This window comes from Butyricicoccus pullicaecorum (assembly GCF_002160355.1).
Taxonomy (GTDB): Bacteria; Bacillota; Clostridia; order Oscillospirales; family Butyricicoccaceae; genus Butyricicoccus; species Butyricicoccus pullicaecorum.
Map to the genome: position 1 here is coordinate 1 of NZ_NFKK01000056.1, position 723 is coordinate 723.

Consider the following 723-nt stretch of genomic DNA (forward strand, 5'->3'; position numbering starts at 1 on the left):
AAACGCTGAAGGCATCTAAGCGTGAAACTTCCCTCGAGATAAGTATTCCCACTCTTCGGAGGTAAGGCCCCACGTAGACTATGTGGTTGATAGGTCAGGAGTGGAAGCGTGGTAACACGTGCAGCGGACTGATACTAATAGGCCGAGGGCTTGACCTAGTGAATTAGGTAAAGAGTCTCGAAAATAGCGAAAGCGAGTAGTTAATGTTCAGTTTTCAGGGTACAAACCCTAATATGCACCATTAGCTCAGTTGGTAGAGCAACTGACTCTTAATCAGTGGGTCCTGGGTTCGAGTCCCCGATGGTGCACCATAAAATCTTTTTCCTTGTTCTTCGTGCAACATCGGGGACGAGAAAGGCCGTCGAAAAATATGCCGGTGGCATGTTTTTCAGGCCGTGGGATTGGTTCGCTGCTGAAAGATACAGATATGTAGATTTCGCGCACCGGTCTTGTGAAGGAGATTGTCAAAGACCAGATGTGGCCCGTTGGTCAAGCGGTCAAGACGGCGGCCTCTCACGCCGCAAACGGGAGTTCGATTCTCCCACGGGTCACCATTTAAGTCTTGACAAATTGATGCCGATATGGTATCATACAAAAGCTGATTTATTCAGCACATAGTGCGTGTCAATGGTGATGAGGGTACACCTGTTCCCATTCCGAACACAGTAGTTAAGCTCATTTACGGTGACAATACTTGGCTGGCGACGGCCCGGGAAGATAACT

Annotated in this window: 2 tRNA genes and 2 rRNA genes; all 4 read left to right on the forward strand. The window is 48.5% G+C overall.

Features of this window, described 5'->3' with window-relative positions:
* A 23S ribosomal RNA gene (locus tag B5F17_RS14530) occupies nt 1-158 on the forward strand; the annotation flags it as partial.
* Between the two features lie 77 nt (nt 159-235).
* A tRNA-Lys gene (locus B5F17_RS14535) sits at nt 236-311 on the forward strand.
* 168 nt (nt 312-479) lie between these two features.
* A tRNA-Glu gene (locus B5F17_RS14540) sits at nt 480-554 on the forward strand.
* Between the two features lie 63 nt (nt 555-617).
* Nucleotides 618-723 (forward strand): 5S ribosomal RNA (gene rrf / locus B5F17_RS14545); the annotation flags it as partial.